Origin of the sequence: Ferrovibrio sp., from assembly GCF_017994015.1 — a bacterium.
Taxonomy (GTDB): Bacteria; Pseudomonadota; Alphaproteobacteria; order Ferrovibrionales; family Ferrovibrionaceae; genus Ferrovibrio.
The window spans coordinates 78,021-99,520 of sequence record NZ_JAGOLP010000009.1; the positions used below are offsets into that span (position 1 = coordinate 78,021).

20 protein-coding genes are annotated in these 21,500 nt (G+C 64.6%); 7 read left to right on the forward strand and 13 right to left on the reverse strand.

What is annotated here, in order from left to right:
* Window position 1: 1 nt before the first annotated feature.
* The 5 genes from KBB36_RS07495 to KBB36_RS07515 form a co-directional block, all read right to left on the reverse strand.
* Window positions 2-511, reverse strand: a complete 510-nt coding sequence (locus KBB36_RS07495) for a TRAP transporter small permease (protein WP_290978352.1) — start codon at window positions 509-511, stop codon at window positions 2-4.
* A gap of 73 nt (window positions 512-584) precedes the next feature.
* Window positions 585-1,571 carry a TRAP transporter substrate-binding protein gene (locus KBB36_RS07500; RefSeq protein ID WP_290978353.1) on the reverse strand — a complete coding sequence of 329 codons (987 nt, stop codon included), beginning with the start codon at window positions 1,569-1,571 and terminating at the stop codon, window positions 585-587.
* 113 nt (window positions 1,572-1,684) lie between these two features.
* On the reverse strand, window positions 1,685-3,646 hold the full coding sequence (locus KBB36_RS07505) for a PAS domain S-box protein (protein ID WP_290978371.1): 1,962 nt from the start codon (window positions 3,644-3,646) through the stop codon (window positions 1,685-1,687).
* Window positions 3,633-4,367, reverse strand: a complete 735-nt coding sequence (locus KBB36_RS07510; protein WP_290978354.1) for a response regulator — start codon at window positions 4,365-4,367, stop codon at window positions 3,633-3,635. The genes KBB36_RS07505 and KBB36_RS07510 overlap by 14 nt, the downstream gene beginning before the upstream one ends.
* 33 nt (window positions 4,368-4,400) lie before the next feature.
* On the reverse strand, window positions 4,401-4,823 hold the full coding sequence (locus tag KBB36_RS07515; RefSeq protein ID WP_290978355.1) for a globin family protein: 423 nt from the start codon (window positions 4,821-4,823) through the stop codon (window positions 4,401-4,403).
* A 150-nt stretch (window positions 4,824-4,973) separates the two neighbouring features.
* Here KBB36_RS07515 and KBB36_RS07520 point away from each other — a divergent pair, with 150 nt between their 5' ends.
* A complete protein-coding gene (locus tag KBB36_RS07520) occupies window positions 4,974-6,359 on the forward strand; it encodes an MFS transporter (protein WP_290978356.1) in 1,386 nt (461 codons plus the stop codon).
* An 8-nt stretch (window positions 6,360-6,367) separates the two neighbouring features.
* Here the strand turns inward: KBB36_RS07520 and KBB36_RS07525 are convergent, their stop codons facing one another.
* From KBB36_RS07525 to purH, 3 genes are all read right to left on the reverse strand, one after another.
* Window positions 6,368-7,621 carry a cyclopropane-fatty-acyl-phospholipid synthase family protein gene (locus KBB36_RS07525; protein ID WP_290978357.1) on the reverse strand — a complete coding sequence of 418 codons (1,254 nt, stop codon included), beginning with the start codon at window positions 7,619-7,621 and terminating at the stop codon, window positions 6,368-6,370.
* 179 nt (window positions 7,622-7,800) lie between these two features.
* On the reverse strand, window positions 7,801-8,442 hold the full coding sequence (locus tag KBB36_RS07530; protein ID WP_290978358.1) for a glutathione S-transferase family protein: 642 nt from the start codon (window positions 8,440-8,442) through the stop codon (window positions 7,801-7,803).
* A gap of 20 nt (window positions 8,443-8,462) precedes the next feature.
* Entirely contained in the window at window positions 8,463-10,046 is a 1,584-nt protein-coding gene (gene purH, locus KBB36_RS07535) for a bifunctional phosphoribosylaminoimidazolecarboxamide formyltransferase/IMP cyclohydrolase (RefSeq protein WP_290978359.1), read from the reverse strand.
* A gap of 143 nt (window positions 10,047-10,189) precedes the next feature.
* On the opposite strand from purH, the gene KBB36_RS07540 reads away from it, so the two are divergent.
* Window positions 10,190-11,143 carry an acetyl-CoA carboxylase carboxyltransferase subunit alpha gene (locus KBB36_RS07540; RefSeq protein ID WP_290978360.1) on the forward strand — a complete coding sequence of 318 codons (954 nt, stop codon included), beginning with the start codon at window positions 10,190-10,192 and terminating at the stop codon, window positions 11,141-11,143.
* Window positions 11,144-11,352: 209 nt separating this feature from the next.
* Here KBB36_RS07540 and KBB36_RS07545 read toward each other — a convergent pair whose 3' ends face one another.
* Both KBB36_RS07545 and KBB36_RS07550 read right to left on the reverse strand, forming a co-directional pair.
* Complete coding sequence (locus tag KBB36_RS07545) at window positions 11,353-12,378, reverse strand: site-specific DNA-methyltransferase (RefSeq protein ID WP_290978372.1); 1,026 nt, start codon at window positions 12,376-12,378, stop codon at window positions 11,353-11,355.
* Between the two features lie 300 nt (window positions 12,379-12,678).
* The gene (locus tag KBB36_RS07550; RefSeq protein ID WP_290978361.1) at window positions 12,679-13,311 is read right to left on the reverse strand and encodes a ribonuclease HII; all 633 of its coding nucleotides are present in this window, start codon (window positions 13,309-13,311) and stop codon (window positions 12,679-12,681) included.
* A gap of 58 nt (window positions 13,312-13,369) precedes the next feature.
* Between KBB36_RS07550 and KBB36_RS07555 the strand changes: the two genes are divergently transcribed.
* From KBB36_RS07555 to KBB36_RS07575, 5 genes are all read left to right on the forward strand, one after another.
* Window positions 13,370-14,182, forward strand: coding sequence for a crotonase/enoyl-CoA hydratase family protein (locus KBB36_RS07555; RefSeq protein WP_290978362.1), 813 nt, complete (start codon window positions 13,370-13,372; stop codon window positions 14,180-14,182).
* Window positions 14,183-14,192: 10 nt separating this feature from the next.
* On the forward strand, window positions 14,193-15,659 hold the full coding sequence (locus KBB36_RS07560) for a M48 family metalloprotease (RefSeq protein ID WP_290978363.1): 1,467 nt from the start codon (window positions 14,193-14,195) through the stop codon (window positions 15,657-15,659).
* Window positions 15,660-15,742: 83 nt separating this feature from the next.
* The gene (locus KBB36_RS07565; RefSeq protein ID WP_290978364.1) at window positions 15,743-16,675 is read left to right on the forward strand and encodes a helix-turn-helix domain-containing GNAT family N-acetyltransferase; all 933 of its coding nucleotides are present in this window, start codon (window positions 15,743-15,745) and stop codon (window positions 16,673-16,675) included.
* Window positions 16,672-17,598, forward strand: coding sequence for a DMT family transporter (locus KBB36_RS07570; RefSeq protein WP_290978365.1), 927 nt, complete (start codon window positions 16,672-16,674; stop codon window positions 17,596-17,598). The genes KBB36_RS07565 and KBB36_RS07570 overlap by 4 nt, the downstream gene beginning before the upstream one ends.
* Window positions 17,595-18,275 carry a nitroreductase family protein gene (locus KBB36_RS07575; protein ID WP_290978366.1) on the forward strand — a complete coding sequence of 227 codons (681 nt, stop codon included), beginning with the start codon at window positions 17,595-17,597 and terminating at the stop codon, window positions 18,273-18,275. The genes KBB36_RS07570 and KBB36_RS07575 overlap by 4 nt, the downstream gene beginning before the upstream one ends.
* Here KBB36_RS07575 and KBB36_RS07580 read toward each other — a convergent pair whose 3' ends face one another.
* From KBB36_RS07580 to KBB36_RS07590, 3 genes are all read right to left on the reverse strand, one after another.
* Complete coding sequence (locus KBB36_RS07580; RefSeq protein WP_290978367.1) at window positions 18,276-19,118, reverse strand: N-acetylmuramoyl-L-alanine amidase; 843 nt, start codon at window positions 19,116-19,118, stop codon at window positions 18,276-18,278. It lies immediately after the preceding gene.
* A 134-nt stretch (window positions 19,119-19,252) separates the two neighbouring features.
* Complete coding sequence (locus tag KBB36_RS07585; RefSeq protein ID WP_290978368.1) at window positions 19,253-20,218, reverse strand: DnaJ C-terminal domain-containing protein; 966 nt, start codon at window positions 20,216-20,218, stop codon at window positions 19,253-19,255.
* Between the two features lie 12 nt (window positions 20,219-20,230).
* Window positions 20,231-21,500 (reverse strand): hypothetical protein (locus KBB36_RS07590; RefSeq protein WP_290978369.1); only part of this gene is annotated, 1,270 nt, incomplete at its 5' end.

Sequence of the window (21,500 nt, forward strand, 5' to 3'; positions counted from 1 at the left end):
CTTACTCCGTGCGCGCCAGTTCGGCGGGGGTATCGTCGAGCGGCTTGCCGCGCAGCACGAGGAAAAATTCCTCCACCATGGCGATGAACAGCACAACACTGCCGATGGCAAAGCCAAGCTGCGGAATCCACAGCGGCGTGGCATCGTTGGACGTGGAGATATCGTTGAACTTCCAGCTCCACCACACCATCTTGCAGGCATAGAAGGCGAAAAAGCCCGATACCGCGATGCCAAGTGCAATGCACCACAATTCTAGGCCGCGCCGGGTGGCGCCGGTGAACCGCTTCAGGATCAACGTAACGCGGATATGTTCGCCATGGGAGAAGGTATGCGCCAGTGCCAGGAAAGTGGCCGAGCCCATGCAATAGCCGGCATAAGCATCAATACCACGGATATAGAAATTGAACTGGCGGCCCAGAATGCTGAGCAGGATCGCTATCAGCAGCGCAACCATGAAAAAGCCGGCAAGCCAGCCGCAGGCCCTGTATAGCAGATCGAGTGGCGAACGCATCGCAAGCAACCTTTGTTATTGTCCCCCGGAAACAATTCGGGCGGGGTTTCCCCCGCCCGCTTGCTGAAGATGATTACATCTTCTTGAAAGCATCCACGATGGCCTTGCCATCGGCACCGGCCTTCTTGACCCACTCTTCGGTCATGGTGGCGCCAACCTTCTGGAACCCGGCCTTGAGCGCATCCGACGGCGGCACCACCTTCATGCCACCCTTGACCAAGGCCGCCTTGGAATCCTCGGTCTCGACCTGAGCCGCAGCGAAGCCGCGCGTCTCGGCAGCTGCAGCGGCATCCATAACCGCCTTCTGCGTAGCGGCATCCAGCTTCTTGAAGGCATCGTTGTTCACGAATACCAGATTCTTCGGCAGCCAGGCCTGGGTGTCGTAGAAATGGGTCATGCTTTCCCAGGCCTTGATGTCGCGGCCGGTGGAACCCGAGGTGATCATGGTGACGATCACGCCGGTGGCCATCGCCTGGGCCAGTTCGGCCTGCTGCACCGTCACCGGCTGCGCGCCAACCAGTTCGGCGATGCGCGAGGTGGCCGGGCTGTAGGCGCGATATTTCAGGCCCTTCAGGTCCTCAATGGTATTGAGTTCCTTCTGCTTGGTGTAGATGCCCTGCGGCGGCCACGGCACAGCATACAGCGCGATCATGCCCTGCTCGGTCAGCTTCTTCTCGATCACCGGTTTCTGGGCTTTCCACAATTTGGCCGAATCGGCGAAGCTGGTGGCCAGGAACGGCACGCCATCGGCGCCGAAAACGGCGATTTCATTCTCCACATTCACCATCAGCACTTCGCCGATCTGCGCCTGGCCGGTCTGCACCGCGCGCTTGATTTCCGGCGCCTTGAACAGCGACGCGCCCGGGTGAATGGTGATTTCCAGCTTGCCGCCCGACAGCTTCTTCACATCCTCGGCGAACTGCACAAGGTTCTTGGTGTGGAAGTTGCCGGCCGGGTAGGCGCCCGGCAGATCCCACTTGGTCTGCGCCTGGGCGGTCGCGGCGGCAGCCACCATGATGGCGCTGACGGCGACGGTCTTCAGCAGAGTGCGACGAAGCATGTGACAATATCTCCCCATGTCAAACGGCGGCCAACACCGCCGGAAGGACGCAGTTTGTCATTCTCAGGCGCAGATTGGCAAGACATCGGGTGCAAAAACTGGGCTGCCGCTTTTTATGGCAGTGCAGCAATCATATTAAGCGCCGTCAGCACGGCATCGCGGGTGAAGGGTTTATCCAGCACCGGGCGGCCCAGATCGCGTATTTCCGCCGCCCCGGCCTGGCTGAATGTGTCGCCGGTGATGAAGATGAAGCGCCGCGCCAGGGCCGGGCGTTCCGCCTCCAGCCGGCGCAGCAAGGCGCGGCCATCCAGCCCCGGCATGCGCAGGTCGCTCAGCACAACGTCATATTCCTGCGCCAGCGCCAGCTGCAACGCCGCCTGGCCATCGGCGGCCAGGTCCACCCGGTGGCCGGCGCGGCTGAGCAGATCGCGCAGCAATTCCGCCACTTCGGCATCGTCATCGGCCACCAGCAGGCGCAGCCCGCCCACCAGCGGCTGCTGCGGCTCGGCCGGGAAATCGGCAGTCTCCGGCATGGCGCTTTCCAGCGGCAGGCGAATGGTGAAACAGGCACCGCCCGGCTTGCCATGCAGGCCGGGATTTTCCTCCACCATCAGGCTGCCGCCATGGGTTTCAACAATGCCGATGGAAACCGACAGGCCGATCCCGGTGCCGCTGCCGGCCGGCTTGGTGGTGAAAAACGGCTCGAAGATACGGCGGCGCAATTCCGCCGGCACGCCTGGACCGTTATCGGCAATCACAATCTCGGCCCAGCGGCCATCCACGCTCGGCAGGGTCTGAATGCTCAGGATACGCGGCGCCGGCCAGTCGCTGAGCGCCTGCTGCGCATTCACCAGCAGGTTGGTCAGCACCTGGCCCAACTGGTCGCCATCGGCCTGCAACTGCGGCAGCGGGCCAAAATTTTCACGTCGCACATCGATGCCAGCGCTGCGCAGGCTGTAATCCAGCAAGGCCAGGGCATCATCCAGCAGCGCTTCAATATCCACCGCGCCGCGTCGCGGATGGCGCTGCCGTGCCATGGCCAGAAAGGTGCGCACGATGCGGGCGCAGCGTGCCGCCGCCTGCTCGATCTTGGCGGCCCGACCGGCCAGGCCGGCCAGAGCGGCGCCCTCTTCGGCCGCCTCACGCAGCATCAGCGATTGCCCCACCACGATGGAAAGCGGGTTGTTCAATTCATGCGCCACGCCGGCCAGCAGCGAACCCAGCGCCGAAAGTTTTTCGCTTTGATAGAGCGCGTCACGCTGGCGCAAAATCTCGGCTTCCGAGCGTTTGCGTTCGGTGATGTCGCCCAGTGAGCCGCCGATGCGCAGCGCGCGGCCATTGCTGTCACGATCCACCGCCGCCGTGGTGCGCACCCAGCGTTCCACACCATCGGCGCGCCGCATGCGGTATTCCAGCACGATGTTATCGGCTTCGCCGCGCAGCAGCCGGCGCGTGCCTTCCTGCAACGCAGCCAGATCGTCGGCATGCACAAAGGCCTGCCAGGCGGTCAGATCGTTGCCCAGATCGCGCTGCTTGCGGCCCACAATCTCTTCCAGCCGCTCGGAATAATACGCTGTGCCGTTGACCAGATCCCATTCGAAGATGCCATCCTCGGCGCCGCGCACGGCCAGCCGGTAGCGATTCTCGCTACGCCGCAAAGCCGCCTCGGTGGCCTTGCGGTCGGAAATATCGCGCAAAAACGCCGCCAGCAAGCGATGCGGCCCGCGCCGCACTTCCGTAACGGTCAATTCCACCGGGAAACGATCGCCATTGCCGCGCTGACCCTCGGTCTCGATGCGGCGGCCGATAACCCGATGCGGCTCGCCGCCGGCATAACGCTGCATGCCGGCCTCATGCGCGCCACGCAGATGGCGCGGCACGATCAGGTCGCCAATCGGCTGACCCAGGGCGGCGGCGCGGGCGCGGCCAAAGATACGCTCGGCAGCGGGATTGAATTCCAGCACCAAGCCGCCGGCATCGGTGATGATCATGGCATCCAGCGAGGCCGCCAGCAAAGGCCGCAGCCGTTCCAGTTCTGCTTCCAGCAGATCGGCGGGAAATTCAGCCGCTGGCATTGCTGTCAAACAGGTAGCCGGCACCATGCACGGTCTTGAGCACCACCGGATGCGCCGGATCGGCCTCGATCTTGCGCCGCAGCCGGGCGATGCGGATATCAATCGAGCGATCAAACGGCTCCCATTGACCGTGATGCGCCAGATCCAGCAACTGGTCGCGGCTCAGCACCCGGTCGGGATGCGCGGCAAAGGTTTTGAGCAGATCGAACTCCATCGCGGTAAGTGGGATTTCCAGGCCGCCGGCATCGCAGAGTTTGCGACTGCCGAGATGCAGCAGGCGGCTGCCAAAGCGCACGGTATCGCCGGGCTGCGGCTGCGGCTGCTGTTGCGGCGGCATGCCGGCCGGCTTCACACGGCGCAGCACGGTGCGGATGCGGGCGCGTAATTCACGCAGGTCAAACGGCTTGGCCACATAATCATCGGCGCCAACCTCCAGGCCGACCACACGATCCACCACGGCGGCTTCGGCGGTCAGCATGATGATGCCCAGGGCATTACCCTGCGGCTGACCGCGCAGCCAGCGCGCCAGGCTCAGGCCATCCTCGCCCGGCATGTTGATATCCAGCAGGATCAGGTCGGCGCCCTGCTCGGCCAGCAGGCGGCGGCAGGCGGCGGCGCTTTCCGCCAGCCGCACGGCAAAGCCATGGCCGCAAAGATAGTCGCGCAGCATCTCGCGGATGCCAGGCTCATCCTCCACCACGATGATCTCTGCTTCGGCCATGCGACAATCGATAACGGGCAAGGCCGGTGCGGATCAAGCGGCTTGTTGCATATCACGCGCCGCCGCCATCATCGCGCCGGCCAAAGCCTGATAGGCCGCACCCCAGGCCGCGCTTTGCGCCGGGGTGAAATCCGGCCCGAAAGCTTCCTCCAGGGTGCCCAGCAAGGCGCTGCCCACCAGGGCATAATGGTTTTCCTGCACGCCATAGCCAACATGGCGGCGCGCCAGCATGCGCACTTCCTCCAGGATGGTATCGAGCTTGTGCAGCGCGCCAACCACAAAGGTGAGCGCACTCATCAGCTTGGCTCCCTGGGCGCGCAGGTCGCCCTTGAACAGCGGCCGCAGGCTGGGATCAAGCGCAAACAGGCGCTCATAGAAGATCTGCGCCGCCTGCTCGCGGATCGGCAGCACTTGCGCAAAACTCTGCTGCACCAGGGCGATCTGTTCGGGGGTCATGAATTTGTCTCCGGCTTTGGTGTGTCTGCTGGGCCGGGTTTATGCCGCAAGGCCGTTTCTGCCTTATGTCCATAATTGTTTCATTTGTTTCAGCCCGGCGCCGCATTACACTCCGGGCGGTCCAGGGCGCCGATTCGGGTGGGGAGCGACATGACCGTTAACGGCAAGGTAACAACGCCCGAGGCCACGGCCAGCCTGCGCGCCCGGCTTTCCTGGGCGATGTTTGATTGGGCCAACCAGCCCTATTTCACCGTGATCACCACCTTCATCTTCGTGCCCTATTTCACCTCGCAGGTGGTGGGCAATTCGGTGCAGGGGCAATCGCTATGGGCCTTCACCCAGGCGGCGGCCGGGGCCGTGGTGGCTTTGGGCGCCCCCTTCCTGGGCGCCATCGCCGATGCCGGCGGCCGCCGCAAACCCTGGCTGCTCGGTTTCCAGGTAATGCTGGCGCTGGCCTGCACCCTGCTGTGGCTGGCCCAGCCGGGCAGGCCGGAAGTGCTGTGGCTGGTGCTGCTGGCGCTGGCGCTGGCCAATATCAGCGCCGAATATTCCATCGTGTTCAACAATGCGCTGCTGCCCGGCCTGGTACCGCCCGGCCGCATGGGCCGGCTCAGCGGTTTCGGCTGGGGCATGGGTTATACCGGCGGCCTGATCGCGCTGTTTGCCGTGCTGATCGTATCGCGACCGGAACTGGTCGGCATCACACCGCCCGCGGGCGAGGCCCTGCTCGGATTGCGGCGCGACAGTTTCGAGGCCGAGCGCATCATCGGCCCCGCCACCCTGATCTGGCTGCTGCTGTTTTCACTGCCGATGTTCCTGTTCACACCGGATCGGCCGGGCAGCGGCAAGCCGCTGGGCCAAGTGGTGCGCGAGGGTGTGTTGCGGCTGGTGGAGACCGTGGCGCATCTGCGCCAGCATAAAAACACTTTGCGTTTCCTGATCGCCTATATGCTGTATTTCGACGGCCTCAATGCCGTGATCGCCTTCGGCGGGGTTTATGCCGCCGGGATTTTCGGCTGGGGCACCACAGAGCTTGGCCTGTTCGGCATCGCGCTCACCGTGATCGCCGCGCCCAGTGTGATGGCGGCCGGCATACTGGATGATCGCATCGGCTCCAAACGCACGGTGCAGCTTGCCATCCTGCTGGTGGGCGCCGGTGCGCTGGGCATCCTGTCGATCACCGCCGATACGGTATTGTTCGGCATCGGCATTACGCCCAAAGCCCCGGGTATGGGCGCCTTCACTTCCACCGGCGAGCAGGTGTTTTTTGCCTGCGCCGTCCTGCTCGGCCTCGGCATGGGGCCGATGCAGGCCGCCAGCCGCACCATGGTGGCGCGTCTGGCACCGCCCGACATGCTGGCGGAATTCTACGGCATGTTCTCGCTTTCGGGCCGCGCCACCAGCTTCCTGGCGCCGCTGCTGATCGGCTTTGCCACCGCCGCCTTCGCCTCGCAGCGCGTGGCGGCGGTGATTGTGCTGATCTTCCTGGCGGCAGGCTTCATCCTGCTCTGGCGCGTGGCCGAACCGAAACGGTAAACAGCTGGCTACGCGCTGCGCGCCGCCACCGGCGCACGCAGACCGGCCACGTTGCCGGCAGCCTGGGCGCGTTCGTCATCCAGCATGTAGTCCCGCGTGATCGGCAGGGTTTCCACCTGGCGCGTAAGCTGAAGCTGGAACACCATATGGCCGGCATGGCGGAAGGTGACTTCCGAGCCGGCGAGATAAAATTCCCACATGCGGCAGAAGCGCTCGTCGTAGAGTTCCTTGGCCTTGTCCCATTGCGCCAGAAAGCGCTCGCGCCAATGCCGCAAGGTCTCGGCATAATGCAGCCGCAGGATTTCAGCGTCGGTCAGATACAGGCCAGACTTCTCGATCACCGGCAGCACTTCCGACAGGGCCGGGCAATAGCCGCCCGGGAAAATGTATTTGCGGATGAAGCCGGCAGTGCTGCCCGGCCCGTCACTGCGGCCGATGGCATGCAGCAAGGCCACGCCATCCGGTGCTAGCAGGCGATTCACCGTCTGGAAAAAGGCGGGAAAATGCGGCACGCCGACATGCTCGAACATGCCCACCGAGACGATACGGTCAAACGGGCCTTGCAGCGAGCGATAGTCGCGCAGCTCGAATGTTACCCGGTCGCTCAGGCCCATATCGCGGGCGCGCTGGGTGGCGATGCGGTGCTGCTCTTCCGACAGCGTGACGCCGAGCACTTCAACGCCATAATGCTGCGCCAGATACAGCGCCATGCCGCCCCAGCCCGAGCCGATATCCAGCACACGCTGGCCCGGCTGCAAGCGCAGCTTGGCGGCAATATGGCGCTTCTTGGCCAGTTGCGCCTGTTCCAGCGTGGTTTCCGGGGTCGGGAAATAGGCGCAGGAATATTGTTTGTCGGTATCCAGGAACAGGTCGTAGAGCCGGCCATCCAGATCATAATGATGCTGCACCCGGCGCTTGGAGGCATCGGCATCGTTCCATTGATGCCACCATTTCAACAGCCGGTCATAGAGCATGATGGCGCCGGAAAACGGCAGCGGCGCCGTGCCCATGTTACGCAGCATCAGGTCCATGAAATCATACAGCGTGCCGCGCTCGATGGTGAGCCGGCCGTCCATATAGGCTTCGCCGGCTTCCAGATTGGCATTCAGCGCCAGCCGCCATTCGGTGCCGGCATCATGCACCCGGATCACCACACCGGGTTCCTGGTTGCTGCCGCCGTAATGCTGGCTGCGGCCCTTATGATCGATGAAAGTGAGACTGCCGGTTTTGATGACGCGACGGAATATTTGCTGCAACAGCATGTGAAAATCTCCCTCCAGCCCGCGGCCCCTGGTTACGTGGCCGTTGGCGATCTACAGAGAAAAACCCCACCCGATAGGTTGCTATAGTGGGGCGGCTCGCTGTCGCAGACAAGAGGGGTATTGCAGGGCCGGAAACACAGCGCTTGGCTGTGGTGGGTGAAAATTCAGTCAGTCTGAAATCAGCCCGGCCAGTTATCGGCCCAGGCGATGCCCTGGCGCTGCATCATGCGCTGGAAGGCCGGGCGCGGATAGGTAGCACCGGCAATGCGCTTGAGCTTGGGCCAATGCCACATCGGCCGCGTCATGAAGCGGCTCCAGCGCATCAGCATGGTGAGGTAGATATCCAGCAGCGAGAAACCGCCGGCCAGCATCGTGTCACCGCCCGGCAGGCCCTCCTCCAGCACCTGGAAGGCGCGCTGCAATTCTGCATCGGCTGCCGCCTTCAGCGCCGCCTGGCCGGCAGCATCGCTGAATTTCCAATCCGGGTGGAACCAGTCGATAAACGCCACCTGCGGCGTGTTGGTCATGAAGGTGAGCCATTGCAGGCACAGGGCGCGCTGGCGGCCATCGCTCGGCATCAGGCCCGCCTCGGGATGCCGCTCGGCCAAGTATTGGCAGATCGCGGCAGTCTCGAACAGGGCAAAATCGCCATCCAGCAAAACCGGAATGCGGCCATTCGGATTGAGACGGCGATAGGCTTCGCCATGATGCTGCCGGCCAGCCACATCCACGGTCAGCAATTCATAGGGCGCGCCGATTTCCTCTAGCACCGCCTGCGGCGCCATCGCGGCGGAACCCGGGGCAAAATAAAGCCGATACATCGCCGCGCTCCTGTGCTGGCTCAGTGGCGGAAATGCCGCATGCCGGTGAACACCATGGCCAGGCCGGCCTTGTCGGCGGCATCGATCACTTCCTGGTCGCGGATCGAACCGCCCGGCTGGATCACGGCAGTAGCACCGGCTTCCACCAGCACTTCCAGGCCATCGGCAAACGGGAAGAAGGCATCAGAGGCGGCTACGCTGCCCTGGGTCAGCGCGCCGTCCAACCCGGCCGCCCTGGCCGAATCCTGCGCCTTGCGATAAGCGATGCGGGCGGCATCCACCCGGCTCATCTGGCCGGCGCCGATACCCACTGTGGCGCCCTGCTTGGCGTAAACAATGGTGTTGGATTTGACATGCTTGCCAACGCGGAAGGCAAACAGCATGTCGGCCAGTTCCTGCGCCGTCGGCGCGCGCTTGGTCACCACTTTCAGATCAGCGGCAACGATGCGGCCGGCATCGCGGGTCTGAACCAGATAGCCACCGGCCACCGATTTGACGAACCAGCCCGGCGCCACCGGATCAGCCATGCCGCCGGTCAGCAGCAGGCGCAAATTCTTCTTCCTGCCGAGCAACTCGATGGCATCATCATCGGCTTCGGGCGCCACGATCACCTCGGTGAAGATGCTGCCGATCTTCTCGGCGGTGACGCGATCAAGCCGGCGGTTCATTGCCACGATGCCGCCAAAGGCCGAAACTGGATCACAGCGCAACGCCGCATCCCAGGCGGCGCCGAGCGTGTCGGCGCTGGCCACGCCGCAGGGATTGGCATGTTTGATGATGGCGATGGTCGGCTGGTCGCTGAATTCCGACACCAGCTCAAAAGCTGCATCGGTATCGTTGAGATTGTTGTAGCTGAGTTCCTTGCCCTGCAACTGCCGCGCCGTGGCCACGCCCGGGCGCCGGTCGGCCGAGACATAGAAGGCGGCCTGCTGATGCGGATTTTCGCCATAGCGCAGGCTCTGCTTGCGTTCGGCCGACAGCAGCAAGGTGGGCGGGAAAGCCTCGCCATTCTGGCGCGCAAACCAGGTGGCGATCATGCTGTCATAGGCGCCGGTATGGGCATAGGCCTTGGCCGCCAGGCGGCGGCGCAGGGCTAGATCGGTGGCGCCGGCATTGGCTTGCAGGCTGTCCAGCACCGCGCCGTAATCCGCCACATCCACCACCACGGCGACGAAGCCGTGATTCTTCGCCGCCGAACGGATCATCGCCGGGCCGCCGATATCGATATTCTCGATGCAGGTGGCGAAATCGGCGCCCTTGGCCACCGTGGCGGCGAAGGGATAGAGATTCACCACCACCAGATCGATCGGCGGAATGCCATGGCGCTGCATCGCCGCCACATGCTCCTCGGCATCGCGCAAAGCCAGGATGCCGCCATGGATGGTGGGGTGCAACGTCTTGACGCGGCCATCCATCATCTCGGGGAAGCCGGTATGCTCGGCCACCTCGGTCACCGCCACGCCGGCATCTTTCAGCGCCTTGTAGGTGCCGCCGGTGGAGAGCAGTTCGATGCCCTGGGCGGCCAGCGCGCGGCCGAATTCAACCAGCCCGGTCTTGTCGGAAACGGAGAGCAAAGCGCGGCGAATAGGGACAATATCGGTCATTCGGGGGGCCTGGAGCTGAGGGGGATGGGCGCGCGGCGTATAGCACGCGGCGGCGGCGCGGCCAAGACTGCTAAAATTCTGCCAAATTTCAAGGGCTTGCAGACATTTGTGCGAGGCGCCGATCCGTGCTAGACGAACTGCCCATGCAATCCTACCTCGAATTCGAGAAGCCGCTCGCCGAACTGGAAACCAAGATCGCCGAGCTCAAGCAACTGGTCGATGCCGGCAATACCGACATCGCCGATGAGCTGGTGAAGCTGGAATCCAAGGCTGCCCAGCAATTGCAGGCAACCTATGCCCGGCTGACGCCATGGCAGAAAACCCAGGTGGCGCGCCACCAGGACCGGCCGCATTTTGCCGATTACGTGGCCGGGCTGATCCAGGAATATGTGCCGCTTTCCGGCGACCGCGCCTTTGCCGATGATGCCGCGATCCAGGGCGGCCTGGGCCGTTTCCGTGGCCGCGCCGTCGTGGTGATCGGGCATGAAAAGGGCCGTGGCACCGAAGGCCGCGTGAAGCATAATTTCGGCATGGCCAAGCCCGAAGGTTATCGCAAGGCGATCCGCCTGATGCGGCTGGCCGAGCGCTTCCGCCTGCCGGTGCTGACCCTGGTGGATACCTCGGGCGCCTTCCCGGGCGTGGCCGCCGAGGAACGCGGCCAAGCCGAGGCGATTGCCCGCGCCATCGATTGCTGCCTGGATATCCGCGTGCCGCTGGTTTCCGCCATTGTCGGCGAAGGCGGCTCGGGTGGCGCCGTGGCTTTGGCCGCCGCCAACCGGGTGTTGATGTTTGAACATGCGGTCTATTCGGTGATCAGCCCGGAAGGCTGCGCCGCGATCCTGTGGAATACCGGCGACAAGGCGCAGGACGCCGCCGAGGCGCTCAAGCTCACCGCCGCCGACCTGGCCAAGCTCAAGGTGGTGGATGAAGTGGTGAAGGAACCGGTCGGCGGCGCGCATCGCAATGCCAAGGCCGCGATCCAGGCGCTCGGCGATGCCCTGGAAGCCCAGCTCAAGGGCCTGGCCGGCCAAGAACCCGGCGCCCTGCGCGAACAGCGCCGCCGCAAATTCCTCGATATCGGCAGCGTCGGGCTTTAAGCCCAGGCTTAACGCTGCCGCAAGGCTGCCAGCACCGTTGCCATAGGCAGCAGCAGGTTCAGGTTCACGGTCAAATGACCAACGCCAATCTACCTATGCGGCCAAAATCCTTACAAAAAAATCCGCATATCCGCCGGACGCAAAAATAAACCCGGCGGCATGGTGTCCGCCGGGTCCGAACCTGGAGGGGTTCTGTCAGTGCAAAACGGTCAGAGCATCTCGGCGCGGATCTGCTGGCGCAGGATGTCGATCGGCTTGAGCTGGCCTTCCACCTGGAAATGCCAGAACACCCAGCCATTGCAGGCCGAAGCGCCCTGCACATGGGCACCCATCTTGTGGATCGAGCCGGCGGCATCGGCGGCGGCCAGGCTGCCATCGGCGCGCACCCGGGCGGTGTAGCGCCGGCTCGGATCGGTCAGCACCGTGCCGGGCGGCAGCAGGCCGCGCTCCACCACCGCGCCAAACGGCACCCGCGGTTCGTCCTTCTTCGAGCGGGTCATTTCGAGATCATCCGGCGCCGCCGGCTGCACAATGCCGATGCGGCGCTCGGCGGCGCGGGCATAGGTCTGCTCGCGTTCCAGGCCGATCCAGCGCCGGCCCAGCCGCTTGGCCACCGCGCCGGTGGTGCCGGAGCCGAAAAACGGATCAAGCACCACATCGCCGGGTTTGGTGGAACTGAGTAGCACACGATGCAGCAGGGCTTCCGGCTTCTGGGTCGGATGCGTCTTGGCGCCATCCTCGCCGCGCAGGCGCTCGCCGCCGCCGCAGATCGGGATGGTCCAATCGGAGCGCATCTGCAAATCGTCGTTCAGCGCCTTCATGGCCTCGTAGTTGAAGGTGTATTTCGCATCCTTCGACTTGGCGCACCAGATCAGTGTTTCATGCGCGTTGGTAAAGCGCCGGCCCTTGAAATTGGGCATCGGGTTGCTTTTGCGCCAGATCACATCATTCAGCATCCAGAAGCCGAGATCCTGCAACTGCGCGCCAACGCGGAAGATATTGTGGTAGCTGCCGATCACCCACAGCGTGCCATTGGGCTTGAGCAGCCGGTGCGCCGCCTGCAACCAAGCTTTGGAGAAAGTGTCGTAATCGGCAAAAGACGCGAACTTGTCCCAGGCATCGTCAACCGCATCCACCACACTGTCATTCGGGCGGCGCAGCTCGCCGGCAAGCTGAAGATTGTAGGGCGGGTCGGCAAAGATGCAGTCGATGCTGCCGGCCGGCAGGCTGTTCATCGCGGCGATGCAATCGCCGAGCAGGATACGGTCCAGCGGCAGGTCGGGATGCGGCCCTTCCGGCTCACGCGCCGGGCCAAGCTGCTTCAGCCGGGTGCGGCCCAGCTTGCGGCCGGCATCCGGGCCGGCAACGGAAACCAGGCGGAGATGGCCTTTGCGGGCGGGCTTGGGGCTGTCCAGGCGGGTCGTGGCCATGTCGGGTCCGTTTTTTATGAGTGACCCGTAAGCAATTAGATTCATTGAACTAATTAATAGTTAACGGGCACTTTAACGGGTCCGAACCAGGACCAAATCCCACATTTAGGGGCGCCAGGGTGCCAGGGGCGCAAAGGATAGCCGATGGTGCGGCGTGGCGCCGGCCACAGCCAGGCCATCCTGATGCGCTTTTGTGCCGTAACCCTTATTTTTTTCCCAGGCATAGGCCGGATAGCGCAGATGCAGCTTCCGCATCGCCCGGTCGCGGACCACCTTGGCGATGATGGAAGCGGCGGCGATCGACAGACTGAGCGCATCGCCATCCACCAGGGCGGCGGCTTCGCAGGGCAGGCCCTTAGGGCAGTGTTTGCCATCGATCAGCGCAAAGCCGGGCCGGCGCGGCAGGGCCAGCACGGCGCGGCGCATCGCCAGCAGGCTGGCGCCCAGGATGTTGTGCTGCGCGATTTCCGCCACGCTGGCGGCGCCGATGCCGATCTCTGCCACATCCTGCAAGGCGGCAAACAGCGCCTCGCGGCGGGCTTCGTTCAGGGCCTTGGAATCGTCGATACCGCTGGGCAGGCGGGCCGGATCAAGGATCACGGCGGCCGCCACCACCGGCCCGGCCCAGGGGCCGCGGCCGGCTTCGTCGACGCCGCAAAGCGGCCGCGCCGGATCTGGCGCGCGGCCCTGTTCGGGCGCGAAACTTGGGATCGGTTTTAACTGCCCCGGCTTTGCCATGATCGCGGATTATATCTAATGTTTGGCAGCGTAAAAAAGCCAACCAGGAGAAACATCGGTGTCGAGCAATCCCCAGATCAGCAGCGTGCATGAAGACGGCGAGATCATCACCCGCCGCGACGGCGAGGTTTTTGTCATCGGCATCAACCGCCCGGCCAAGTATAACGGCTTCACGCCCAAGATGCTGAAGGAACTGGCCGCCGCCTATACCGCTTTCGAGCAGGATGCCGGCGCCCGCGTGGCTTTGCTTTATGCCGAGGGCAAACATTTCACCGCCGGGCTGGACCTGCCCAAGGTGGCGCCATTCATGGGCGAGCGGAACCTGCTGGTGGATCCGGGCCAGATCGACCCCTGCAACAATGTAGCGCCGTTCCGCACCAAGCCGGTGGTGGCCGCCGTGCAGGGCATCACCTACACGCTGGGCATCGAATTGATGCTGGCCGCCGATATGGTGGTGGCCGCCAGCGATTGCCGTTTCAGCCAGCTTGAAGTGAAGCGCGGCATCATGGCCACCGGCGGCGCCACCATCCGCATGGTGGAGCGCGCCGGCTGGGGCAATGCCATGCGCTATCTGCTGACCGGCGACGAATTCAATTGTGATGTGGCTTTGCGCTACGGTTTCATCCAGGAAGTGGTGGCGCCGGGCGAGCAATATGCCGTGGCGATGGATTTGTGCAAACGTATCGCCGCCCAGGCGCCGCTGGCGGTTTCCGCCACGCTGCGCAACGCCCGCCTGGCGGTGGAGGACAGCCCGGCCGCCGCCGTGCGCGATTTCCACCCGACTCAGAAAGTGCTGATGGCTTCCGAGGATGTGAAAGAGGGCGTGGCCAGCTTCGTCGAGCGCCGCGCCGCCGCCTTCAAGGGCCGCTAGGAGTATTGCCATGCGCCGCCATTTCCTTGCCCTCTGCCTGCTGATGCTGCTGCCGTTTTCGGCTGCGGCGCAAATCTTCATGTCGCCCGACGAGGCGAAGCAGCTGGGGGCGCAGGAGCATCCAAAAGTGCTCAAGGAATTCGGCGGCGCCTTTGACGATCCGGAAATCGGCGCCTATGTCGCCAGCATTGCGGGGCGGCTGGCCGGGCAATCCGGCCTGCCGGCGGGTGATTTTCATTTCACCGTGCTGAACAGCCCGGTGGTGAATGCCTTCGCCCTGCCCGGCGGCTATGTCTACATTACCCGCGGCACCCTGGCCCTGGCCAATAACGAGGCCGAGGCCGGCGCCGTGCTGGGGCATGAAATCGGCCATGTGGTGGCCAAACATTCCGAGCAGCGTTACGACAAGTCGATCTTCACCAATCTGGGCGTGGCGGGCGCTTCGATCCTGGGTTCGATCTTTCTGGGTCAGGGCGCCGGCGAGGTGATCGGCCAATTGGGCGGCGCGGCGGGTGGCGCCTATCTGGCCGGCTTCAGCCGCGAGAATGAATTTGAGGCCGACCTGATCGGGCTGCAATTGCTCGGCCGCGTCGGCTATGCGCCGGATGCGGCTGCCGGCTTCCTGCAATCGCTGTCGGATTACAGCGAACTTGAAACCAAGGCGGCAGGCCAGGCCGGACGCGACCGCACTATGGACCTGTTCGCCACCCATCCGCGCGGCCCGGATCGGGTGCAGGCCGCCATCGAGGCTGCGCGCAGCCAGCCGGCGCATCCGATCTATCGCCGCGATGAATATCTCGACCGCATCAACGGCCTGATCTATGGCGACGATCCAAAAGAGGGTGTGGTGCGCGGCACCAGTTTCACCCATCCCGGCCTGCGCCTGGCTTTCTCGGTGCCAGAGGGCTGGCGCATCAGCAATTCATCCGATGCCGTTGTGGCGCGCAGCCCGGCCAGCAATGCCGGCAGCGCCAGCCTGCAATTTGATATCGAGCGCGACAAGCGCAAGGTGCAGGCTTCACGCGGCGCACTGGATTACCTGACCCGTATCTGGCTGCCCAAGCAGCGCCTGAGCAATGCCGAGGCGATCCAGGTCGGCGGCATGCCGGGCGCCACCGCGCGGGCCCGGGTGCAGACCAAGGATGGCAGCACGGTGGATGCGCGTTTTGTCGCCGTGGGTTTCCCCACCGATGACATCCTGCGTTTTGTGCTGCTGGCGCCGCCGCGCCTGCTGCCTCAGGTGGAAGCGGAGGTAATCCGCGCCGTCAACACTGTGCGCCATCTCTCCGCCGAGGAAGCCGCCAGGGTGCAGCCCTTGCGCCTCAAGGTGATCACGGCGCAAAGCGGCGACACGATTGAGAGCCTGGCCCAGCGCATGCCGCCCGGGCGCTTTCAGGTCGAGCGTTTCCGCGTGCTGAACGGCTACCGCGATGGCGAGACCGTACAGCCGGGCCAGCGGGTGAAACTGGTACAGTAAGGAATAACTGGATAATTAGTTGACTTTGGCAAGTATTGGCCGCAGCATCCAGGCAGGGAATGCCGGGATGTGAGGCCAAGACAATGACCAATGCCGCCTTTGACCAGGATGTTGCCGCTTTGCGGCGCTTCAATCGGCTCTATACGCAGCGCATCGGTGTGCTCAAGCCGGGCCTGCATGACAGCCGCTTTTCGCTGACCGAAGCCCGCCTGCTCTATGAACTGGCCAACCGCGACGGCCTGAGCGCCGGTCAGCTTTGCCAGGAACTTGGCCTGGATGCCGGCTATGTCAGCCGTATGCTGCGCGGTTTTGAACGCGACGGCCTGCTCAAGCGCCGCGCCGATGCCAGCGACAAGCGCCGCAGCCTGCTGACGCTGACCGCCGCCGGCCGCAAGGCCTATGCGCCGCTGGATGCTGCCTCGCGCAACGAGATCGGCGCCCTGCTCAAACCCTTGGGCGAGGCTGGCCGCGAACGGCTGATGCAGGCGGTGCATGGCATGGAAAATCTGCTGCGGCTTGATCCGGCCGCTGCCGCCACGGCGATCAGCTTGCGGCCGCATCGCCCGGGCGATATCGGCTGGGTGATCAGCCGCCATGGCGCGGTGTATGCCGAGGAATTCGGCTGGGATATCAGCTTCGAAGCCTTGGTGGCCGAGATCGGCGCCGGCTTCCTGAAAAACTTCGATCCCGAACGCGAGGCCGGCTGGATCGCCGAAAAGGATGGCGAGCGGGTCGGCTCGGTTTTTGTGGTGCAGCAGAGCCGTACCGTGGCCAAGCTGCGCCTGCTGCTGGTGGAACCGGCAGCGCGCGGCCATGGCCTGGGCCACCGCCTGGTGGCGACCTGCGAGGCGTTTGCCCGCGAGAAAGGCTATCGCAAGATGGTGCTGTGGACCAATGCCAACCTGCTGGATGCGCGCCGCATCTACCAGCGCGGCGGCTACAGCCTGGTGAAATCCGAGCCGCATCACAGTTTCGGCCATGACCTGATCGGCGAATATTGGGAAAAGAAACTGTGAAACCCTGGCTGCCGGGCCTGGCCGCCGCCAGCATCGGCGTGCAGGTCGGCGCCGCCATGGTGGCCACCCGCCTGGTGGTGGATCAGGCCGGGCCGGGCTCGTTGGCCATGCTGCGGTATGCCATCGGCCTGCTCTGCCTGCTGCCGATAATCGCCGCCTTGCGCGCCTGGCCAAGCTTTGCCCGCCGCGATGTGCTGCCCATCGCGCTGCTCGGCATCGGGCAATTTGCGCTCCTGATCGCCTTGCTGAATTTTGGCCTGGCACGGGTGCCGGCCGGGCGCGCGGCGCTGATCTTTGCCGCCTTCCCGCTGCTTACCATGCTGGTAGCGGCGGCCAGCGGCCATGAAGCGCTGACCTGGCGCAAAAGCCTGGGCGTGCTGCTCAGTTTCCTCGGCGTCGGCATCGCGCTGTCGGAAAAGCTGCTGACCGATCTGGCGCCGGCACAAAGCCTGGATGGCTGGATCGGCGAACTGGCAGTGCTGGCCGCTGCTTTCTGCGGCGCGGTATGCAGTGTCTATACCCGGCCCTATATCGCGCGTTATGGCGCCCTGCCGGTGGGCGCCTGGGCGATGGCGGCTTCGGTGGGTTTCCTGGCATTGCTGGCCCTGAATGAAGGCTATTTTGCCAATCCCTGGCGTTTTGACGCAGAAGCCTGGTGGGTGATCGGTTTCATCGGCCTGTCCAGCGGCATCGGCTATGGCGTGTGGCTGTGGGCCCTGCGCCACGGCACGCCCACCCGCATCACACAATTTCTCTCACTCAGCCCGGTCACGGCGGCCCTGCTCGGCGTGGTCTGGCTTGGCGAAAACCTCACCCTGCCCTTGCTGCTCGGCCTGGGCGCCGTGCTGCTGGGGCTGCGGGTGGCGCAGGCGCCGCAACCGGGGCAGACTGCCAGTAACAAGATGTCGGGAAGCAAAACATGAGCATGAACGCACCGCTGATGCAGCCATTGCCGGATTACCGGCGCTATCCGGAAGCCGAGATGATAGCGCGGGCCGCGGCGTTTCATGCCGACATCCGCCGCCGCCGTACTTTACGCGATTTTTCGCCTGAGCCGGTGCCGCGCGCCGTGATCGAGGCCGCCTTGCTGGCCGCCGGCACCGCGCCATCCGGTGCCAACCAGCAGCCGTGGCATTATTGCGTCATCACCGATCCGGCGCTGAAACGCCAGGTGCGCGAAGGCGCCGAGGCCGAGGAGCGCGAATTCTATGCCGGCCGCGCCTCGCCGGAATGGCTGGAAGCCCTGGCGCCGCTTGGCACCGATGCCAACAAGCCCTTCCTGGAAACCGCGCCACTGCTGATTGCGATTTTTGCCCAGCGTTATGGCCTGCTGCCCGATGGTGGCCGGCGCAAACATTATTATGTGCCGGAATCAGTGGGTATCAGCACCGGTTTCCTGATTGCAGCTTTGCATCATGCCGGCCTGGCCACCCTGACCCACACGCCCAGCCCGATGAATTTCCTCAACAAGCTGTGCGGCCGGCCGGAAGCCGAAAAACCCTATATCCTGCTGGTGGTGGGCTATCCGGCGGAAGGCGCCGAAGTGCCGGTGCATGGCGGGATAAAAAAGCCGCTTGCGGATTTCACCAGCTGGAAATGATCATGCCTCGTGCAGATCAAGCGCCACCGGGGCAAGCTGATCGGCAAGATGGCGCGCTAATTGGGCGCGGCTTTTGGCATTGCGCAGAATGCGCTCATCCTCGGGATTGCTGAGAAAGCCGGTTTCGATCAGCACGCTGGGAATACGCGGCGAGCGCAGCACGGCGAAATTGGCGGTGCGCATCGGATTATCCAGCAGCCGCACTTTGTTGCCGACGCCGTCGACAATGCGGCGCTTGGCGCTGAGCGAGGCATTGTGGCTGTGGCGCCGCGCCAGATCGAGCAGGATGGCCGAGGTTTCGCGGTCGGTGCCGCGCAGATCAAGGCCATACACCGCATCAACACGGTTTTCGCGCTCGGCGAGCGCATTGGCGAATTTGTCGGAAGCGCGATCCGAACGGCTATAGGCGGAAAGCCCGCGCGCACCACGATTCGGCGCCGCATCGGCATGCACCGAGACAAACAGATCGGCATTATGCTTGTGCGCCACCGCCACCCGGGTCGGCAGGGCAAGATATTCGTCGCCATCGCGGGTCAGCAGCACCTTGATATCCTTGCGCTTGGCCAGGATGTCGCGGATCTGACGGCAGATCGACAGCGTGATGTCCTTTTCCTCGGTGCCGGAAACCCCGATGGCGCCGGGATCGCGACCGCCATGGCCGGGATCAAGCACCAGCACGGCAGGTGGCCGTGGTGCAGGCTTAGATGCCGGCTTGGATGCGGGGCGGGGCGGATTGGCCTTGGCGGTCTGCTGCGCCAGCACATCGGCCAGCGGCGTGCCGAGCATCAGCCCGCCGCCGAGACTGCCGAGAATGTAGCGTATGGCCAAGCGCCGGTTGATCATCTGCCCCAAAATCCATGCAGCCGATTCGCCAAACGAATCGACTCTTGCGCCGGGCAGACGATAGCCAGCCAGCGATTCCGCGACAAGCTATCTTTGCGAAAAGCCGTCACTTAACAAAGGGTAAAGGGAAATTCTTAATCTACGGTAAAGCGCGCCCGCACATCATAGCGATTACCCTTCACCCAGCCTTCGATCAGTTTTTCCAGCGCGCCATTGGGCTTTTCCGGCAGCATGATCTTGAGCTTGATATACTGGTCGCCGCGCGTGTCGTCGCGGCGCGGCAGGCCACGGCCCTTGAGCCGCAGCATGGTGCCCGAGGATGCCCCCTTGGGTACACCTACCGCCACCATGCCATCCACCGTCGGCACCGCGATCTTGGCGCCGAGCACGGCTTCATCCAGCGTGATGGGCAATTCCACATGCACATCCTCGCCCTGCCGGGTGAAAAAATCATGCGGCAGGATTTTCACCTCGATCAGCGCATCACCGGCCACGCCGCCGAGCCGGCCGGCCTCGCCCTGGCCCTTGAGCCGGATCGGCTGACCATCATTGATACCGGCCGGAATCGCCACATCAAGCTGCTTGCCGCCCGGCATGGTGACGCGCCGCTTGCAGCCGCGAGCCGCATCCACAAAACCGATTTCGATGGTGTAATGCCGATCCGCGCCACGCATCGGCTGCGGCCCGGCGCGGCCGGCCCCGGCACCAGCCCCGGCCTTGCCGCCGCGCATGGCGCCGAAAATCTCGTCCAGAAAATCCTCGCCACTCTGGCTGGCGCCGCCAAACGGCCCGCGCGCCCCAGCACCGGCACCCCCGGCACGGCCACGACCGCCAAAGCCGCCGCCACCGAAGCCGCCGCCAAAATTGGCAGCGCGCGGCTGGCCGGCGGCATCGATCTCGCCGCGATCAAATTTGCCGCGCTTGTCGGGGTCGCCAACAATATCATAGGCCGCCGACACTTCCTTGAACCGCTCCTCGATCTTGGGTGCGTTCGGATTGCGGTCGGGATGCAGCTCCTTGGCCAGCTTGCGATAGGCCTTCTTGATATCGTCCTGGCTCGCCGTGCGGCCAACGCCGAGCACACTATAGGGGTCACGCATGACAGATCACTTTCAACGCGGGCTCAGCAGGCGCTGGGCCAGATCGGCGGCATCGTCGCGCTGGCGGTCGGGCATCGCCCGGGCCAGCTCGGCGGCTGCCTGCTCGGCTTGCATATTGCCATTTTGCGCCGCGACGCGCAGCCATGCCAGCGCCCTGATGCGATCTGGCGGCAAGCCCTTGCCATCGCGGTATAACAGCCCCAGCCGGCCCTGCGCCTCGGCATTGCCCTGCTGCGCCAGCGGCAGCCAGCGCCCCAAAGCAGTGAAATAATCGGCTTTTTCATAAGCCTGCTGCGCCACCTGCATCGGATCCGGCGCCGGCATGGCCGGCGCGGCGGCAATCGCCGGGCCGGGTTCTTCGCTACGCCCGAACAGCCAGCCGAACAAACCGCCCGACTCGACGGGCGGCGGTGGCGGTGGCGGCGGCGGTGGCACCAACACTACAGCCGGGGGCGAGGGCGGGGCCGGCACTGGGGCAGGCACTGGCGCTGGGATTGGGGCTGGGATTGGGGCTGGGACTGGTGACGCAACATCCGGCGGGGTTGGGGCCGGCGATTCCGGCGTAATCATGCGGCGGCCAGGCAACTGCGCCGGATCAGGCCGGGTTGAGATTGCAGATGGCGTAGCGACCCGGCTGGGCGCCGGCTGGGATGCAGCAACCGGTGTGGCGGCAAGCTGAACCGCATCGTCGCGCGCCACAGGCCGGGCTTCGGTTGCGTCCGCAGCTGGGGTCGCCCCCGCAACCGGTGGCGTCGGCTGGGCGGCAGGCAGCACCGGCACGGTGCCGCGCGGCTTCATCACCAGGATCGACAGGCGCTCCAGCGCATCAGGCTGGCCGGCCTTGGCGGCATTGTTATACCAGCCCAGCGCCGAGGCCGAGTCGGCAGGCATGCCCAGGCCGAGTTCGTGCATCAGGCCCAGATTATATTGTGCCACGGCATGGCCCTGGCGGGCGGCGGCCTCAAACCATTTGCGCGCCTCGGCGTAATCCAGCTTGACGCCTTCACCATTGAGATACAGCGCCGCCAGATTGGCCTGGGCGCGGGCAAAGCCAAGTTCGGCAGCGGCACGATACCAGCGCAGGGCTGCGGCCATATCCACCGGCACGCCCCGGCCCCAGCGATACAGATGGCCCATATTGCGCATCGCCGCCGCATCGCCGGCTTCCGCCAGCGGGCGCCATTGCGCCGCCGCCGCGGCATAATCTCCCGCTTCAAAGGCGGCAACGCCGGCTGCAAAATCGGCCCGCGCCGGAGCGGCCGGCAGCAGCAGGATCAGCGCG

What these genes read in the sequence shown, in the direction of transcription:
- KBB36_RS07515 (WP_290978355.1), bottom strand. Translation starts at nt 4,823, where the DNA reads ATGACCCCCGAACAGATCGCCCTGGTGCAGCAGAGTTTTGCGCAAGTG.
- KBB36_RS07540 (WP_290978360.1), top strand. Translation starts at nt 10,190, where the DNA reads ATGCAATCCTACCTCGAATTCGAGAAGCCGCTCGCCGAACTGGAAACC.
- KBB36_RS07565 (WP_290978364.1), top strand. Translation starts at nt 15,743, where the DNA reads ATGACCAATGCCGCCTTTGACCAGGATGTTGCCGCTTTGCGGCGCTTC.
- KBB36_RS07495 (WP_290978352.1), bottom strand. Translation starts at nt 511, where the DNA reads ATGCGTTCGCCACTCGATCTGCTATACAGGGCCTGCGGCTGGCTTGCC.
- KBB36_RS07585 (WP_290978368.1), bottom strand. Translation starts at nt 20,218, where the DNA reads ATGCGTGACCCCTATAGTGTGCTCGGCGTTGGCCGCACGGCGAGCCAG.
- KBB36_RS07530 (WP_290978358.1), bottom strand. Translation starts at nt 8,442, where the DNA reads ATGTATCGGCTTTATTTTGCCCCGGGTTCCGCCGCGATGGCGCCGCAG.
- KBB36_RS07545 (WP_290978372.1), bottom strand. Translation starts at nt 12,378, where the DNA reads ATGAACAGCCTGCCGGCCGGCAGCATCGACTGCATCTTTGCCGACCCG.
- KBB36_RS07500 (WP_290978353.1), bottom strand. Translation starts at nt 1,571, where the DNA reads ATGCTTCGTCGCACTCTGCTGAAGACCGTCGCCGTCAGCGCCATCATG.
- KBB36_RS07550 (WP_290978361.1), bottom strand. Translation starts at nt 13,311, where the DNA reads ATGGCAAAGCCGGGGCAGTTAAAACCGATCCCAAGTTTCGCGCCCGAA.
- KBB36_RS07520 (WP_290978356.1), top strand. Translation starts at nt 4,974, where the DNA reads ATGACCGTTAACGGCAAGGTAACAACGCCCGAGGCCACGGCCAGCCTG.
- KBB36_RS07580 (WP_290978367.1), bottom strand. Translation starts at nt 19,118, where the DNA reads ATGATCAACCGGCGCTTGGCCATACGCTACATTCTCGGCAGTCTCGGC.
- purH (WP_290978359.1), bottom strand. Translation starts at nt 10,046, where the DNA reads ATGACCGATATTGTCCCTATTCGCCGCGCTTTGCTCTCCGTTTCCGAC.
- KBB36_RS07560 (WP_290978363.1), top strand. Translation starts at nt 14,193, where the DNA reads ATGCGCCGCCATTTCCTTGCCCTCTGCCTGCTGATGCTGCTGCCGTTT.
- KBB36_RS07505 (WP_290978371.1), bottom strand. Translation starts at nt 3,646, where the DNA reads ATGCCAGCGGCTGAATTTCCCGCCGATCTGCTGGAAGCAGAACTGGAA.
- KBB36_RS07575 (WP_290978366.1), top strand. Translation starts at nt 17,595, where the DNA reads ATGAGCATGAACGCACCGCTGATGCAGCCATTGCCGGATTACCGGCGC.
- KBB36_RS07510 (WP_290978354.1), bottom strand. Translation starts at nt 4,367, where the DNA reads ATGGCCGAAGCAGAGATCATCGTGGTGGAGGATGAGCCTGGCATCCGC.
- KBB36_RS07525 (WP_290978357.1), bottom strand. Translation starts at nt 7,621, where the DNA reads ATGCTGTTGCAGCAAATATTCCGTCGCGTCATCAAAACCGGCAGTCTC.